The following is a 3,235-nucleotide window of genomic DNA, read 5'->3' as shown; positions in this document are numbered from 1 at the left end:
CCGCGAGCAGGACGCCGTCGTACGACGCCACCAGCGTCTCGGCGCGCTCGCGGACATCGCCCTTGCCGGTGGCCGCCATGATCCCCTCGACGACGGTGATGAGGCGAGCGCGCTGGTCGGCGAGCAGCTGGGCCAGGAGCGGGTCGCGGGTCGCGGCCATGCTGAGCTCGAGACGGGCGACCAGGAGCTCACGCTGGTCGAGCCAGCGCAAGAACAGCGACAAGGCGGCGTGCACGCTCTCCTGCTCGCCCTCGCAGTCGTCACGCAGCTGTTCGGCCAGCTCGTCCACGTCGGCGAGGAGCGCGTGGGCCACGTACTCGGTCAGCGCCCCCTGCAGTGCGGACCGGGTGCGCAGGTAGGCCGAGCAGGTGCCCTCGGGCAGCCCCGCCCTGCGGTCCACCGCGCGATGGGTGAGCCCGCGGAGTCCCTCGTCGGCGATGACGTGCAAGGCGGCGTCGAGCAGCTGACGACGGCGCGGACTCGCGGACGACATCACGACCTCTCCGGCCGCTTCGACGGCGGCCACCTGGCTGTGAGCCGGGACACTACCCCGTGCTCCCTCGACGGTTTGTCCCCGGTTGATCCCGGCGGTACCTTCTACATAAGTAGACTCTACATCCGTAGAAAGGCGCGGTCGTGATCTCCTCTCCCTACCTCGGTGTCGTCGCGATGGTGTTCATCGCTGTCGGCATCCTCGCCGCGGCCGTGGCCGTCGGCGTGCTGATCGAGTTCTTCGCGCGCAACCGCCGCGACCGCCTGGCTCGCCACGAGTCCATGCGCACGCACTACCGCCGGATGGTTCTCACTCCCTGAGCGGGCGCTCGCCAGCTGACCGTCGGCACGCGGGCATCTGGCAGCATCGCCCCGTGCGGCACACCTATCGCTGCCCCCTGCGCTGGGCCGACCTGGACCTGCTGGGGCACGTCAACAACGTCGTCTACGTGGACTACCTCCAAGAGGCCCGCGTGGACATGCTCCGCACCCACGGTCCGGCCGCCCACACCGGTGAGCTCGCCGAGGGGGTCGTCGTGGTGCGACACGAGGCCAGCTACCTCGCCCCGCTCGCCTTCGGGTTCGAGCCGGTGACCATCGAGTCCTGGGTCACCGAGATCCGGGCCGCGACGTTCACGCTGGCCTACGAGATCTTCCACGAGCAACCCGACGGCGAGCGACGCGTCCATGCCCGGGCCACGACCGTGCTGACGCCGTACGTCTTCGCGAGCGAGCGGCCCCGGCGGCTCACCGCGGACGAGCGGGCGAGCCTGGAGGTGTTCCTCGAGCCCGCCGAGCCGGCGGTGCGCGTCCCGCTGGCCTCCGCTCGGCCGGCCGCTGCCGTGCACGCCCCGGTCCAGGTGCGGTTCTCCGACGTCGACGTCTACGGGCACGTCAACAACGTGAAGTACTTCGAGTACCTCCAGGAGGCGCGGATCCAGCTGACCGCCGAGATCTGGCGGGGGCTCGACCCGATCTCGCTGGTGGTCGCACAGACCGACGTCGACTACCGATCGCCGATCCTGTTCCGGCCCGAGCCGTACGAGGCCTGGTCGTGGGCGTCGCGGATCGGCCAGCGCTCCGCGACCATCGAGTCGCTCATCCTCGACGGCGAGACCGTGCTCGCCCGGGCCCGGGTGGCCATCGTGTTCTTCGACCCGCGCACCGAACGGTCGGTGGCGCCTCCGGAGCCCTATCTGGCGGGGCTGCGCTCGCTGCTGGTGTCCTGAGGTCCGGGCGCCAGCGCACGGAGGCGCTTGAGCCCGCGGTGTCGGGCGACGCGGACGGCCACCGCGGACATGCCCAGCGCTCGCGCCGTCGTCTCGACGTCCAGGCCGACGACGTCGAGACAACCGACCACGTCGCGCTCACGCGGCGGCAGGGCCCCCAGGGCCTGGACCACCCAGTCCTGGGCGGCGTACGACGACTCGGGGCCCGCGACGACACCGGGCTCACCGATCTCGTGGGGGTCGGTCGCGTAGGTCGCGCGCCGCAGGCTGCGGCGGTGGGTGTTGCTGCCGTGGTTGCGGGCGACGCCGAACAGCCAGCCGGCGAAGTCCGCGGAGGTGCCCGTGAACGAGTGGATCCGCTCGGCGGCGACCAGCCAGGTCTCCGCGGCGAGATCCTCGGCGGTGACGGCGCTGTCGCCGCTGGGGCGGGTGCTCAGCCACACGAGGAGCCGGCCGGCGTGGTCCCGATAGAGGGCGCGCCAAGCCTCGGCGTCACCGCGTTTCGCGGCCGCCACGACCTCGTCGTCGCTGCTCACCTGGGTTGTCTGCCACCTGCTCCGTCGCCGGGCTGATCTCCGGCGGCTTGGTCCTTGTCCGCTGTCGTCTGGTCGTCTCCCTGGCCTCCTGCAGGCGGGGACGGGTGGCTGGACGCGTGCTCGTCGGGATGGTCACCGGCGTGCTCGTCGGGACCTTGGCCCTGGCCGGGGTGGTCGTCGCCCTGACCGGGGTGGCCGTCCCCCTGGTCGTCACTCTGGCCGTTCCCCTGGCCGTTGCCCTGGTCAGCGCCCTGGTCAGCTCCCTGGTCGGGTCCCTGGCCCGGGGAGCTCGCCGCCCCTCCGGGAGCCGGTGAGGCGGGGTCGGCCGCGCCCGACGTGGGCGGGTCGGCTTGGTGGTCCGAGGTCGCCGCATCGGGATCGAGGGCGGATCCGGGCCCCGGCGGCAGGCCGCCGGGCAGGCCCGTGATCGAGGCGCTGGGCGAACGGGCGGCGTCGGGGGAGCCACTGGTGCTGGGGGACGGACCGGGCGCCGTGGGGCTGTTGGCCGGCGTCGGGTCGTGGGGGGTGTCGGTGCCGCCCAGCCCTCCCAGCCAGGCGGCACCGACCACGACGGCCGCGACACTCGCCGCGGCCAGCCCCACGCGCCAGTTCACGCGCGGTGCCGCTGCGCTGGCCGGTGCGGGTGCGCCGGCCGCGGCGAGCGCACTGAGGCGCGCGAGCAGGACGTCATCCGGCTCCAGGGTCGGAGCGGGCGTGCGCAGCTGCGCGCTCAGCGTGGGGTGGTCGGCCATGGGGGGTCTCCTCCCAGGGTTGGCGGTCCCGACGTTAGTCGGGGGTGGGTCACGCCGGGACCGCCGGTCCTGGGGGTGTCAGCCCTCCGCGGGGGCCGGGGAGGCGTGCTCGTTCGGGTGGTCGCCGGCGTGCTCGTTCGGGCCGTTGCTGTTCTTGCCCTCGTCGTCGCCGTCGTCGTTGCCGCCCTGGTGGCCGTGCTCGCCGTCGTGGCCGTGCTCGGTGCCG

At 73.3% G+C, this 3,235-nt stretch carries 5 protein-coding genes; 2 read left to right on the top strand and 3 right to left on the bottom strand.

Annotation, left to right across the window (positions count from 1 at the left end; translation table 11 throughout):
* Positions 1 to 493 (bottom strand): hypothetical protein (locus Q0L15_RS05490; protein ID WP_296602812.1); only part of this gene is annotated, 493 nt, incomplete at its 3' end.
* A gap of 143 nt (positions 494 to 636) precedes the next feature.
* Here Q0L15_RS05490 and Q0L15_RS05485 point away from each other — a divergent pair.
* On the top strand, positions 637 to 813 hold the full coding sequence (locus tag Q0L15_RS05485) for a hypothetical protein (RefSeq protein ID WP_296602810.1): 177 nt from the start codon (positions 637 to 639) through the stop codon (positions 811 to 813).
* A 53-nt stretch (positions 814 to 866) separates the two neighbouring features.
* Complete coding sequence (locus tag Q0L15_RS05480; protein ID WP_296602809.1) at positions 867 to 1,721, top strand: thioesterase family protein; 855 nt, start codon at positions 867 to 869, stop codon at positions 1,719 to 1,721.
* On the opposite strand, the gene Q0L15_RS05475 is transcribed toward Q0L15_RS05480, so the two are convergent.
* Entirely contained in the window at positions 1,685 to 2,257 is a 573-nt protein-coding gene (locus Q0L15_RS05475; protein WP_296602807.1) for an RNA polymerase sigma factor, read from the bottom strand. The genes Q0L15_RS05480 and Q0L15_RS05475 overlap by 37 nt on opposite strands.
* Positions 2,254 to 3,009 carry a hypothetical protein gene (locus tag Q0L15_RS05470; RefSeq protein WP_296602805.1) on the bottom strand — a complete coding sequence of 252 codons (756 nt, stop codon included), beginning with the start codon at positions 3,007 to 3,009 and terminating at the stop codon, positions 2,254 to 2,256. Before Q0L15_RS05470 ends, Q0L15_RS05475 begins: the two co-directional genes overlap by 4 nt.
* Positions 3,010 to 3,235 lie beyond the last annotated feature (226 nt).

The sequence above is a fragment of the Nocardioides sp. genome (assembly GCF_024509035.1).
Taxonomy (GTDB): Bacteria; Actinomycetota; Actinomycetes; order Propionibacteriales; family Nocardioidaceae; genus Nocardioides.
Note: the sequence above shows the minus strand (reverse complement) of the source record. Positions and strands in the feature narration are given on the sequence as shown.

Excerpts from the sequence above, each read along its gene's own strand:
- Q0L15_RS05470 (WP_296602805.1), bottom strand. The coding sequence starts at position 3,009 with ATGGCCGACCACCCCACGCTGAGCGCGCAGCTGCGCACGCCCGCTCCG.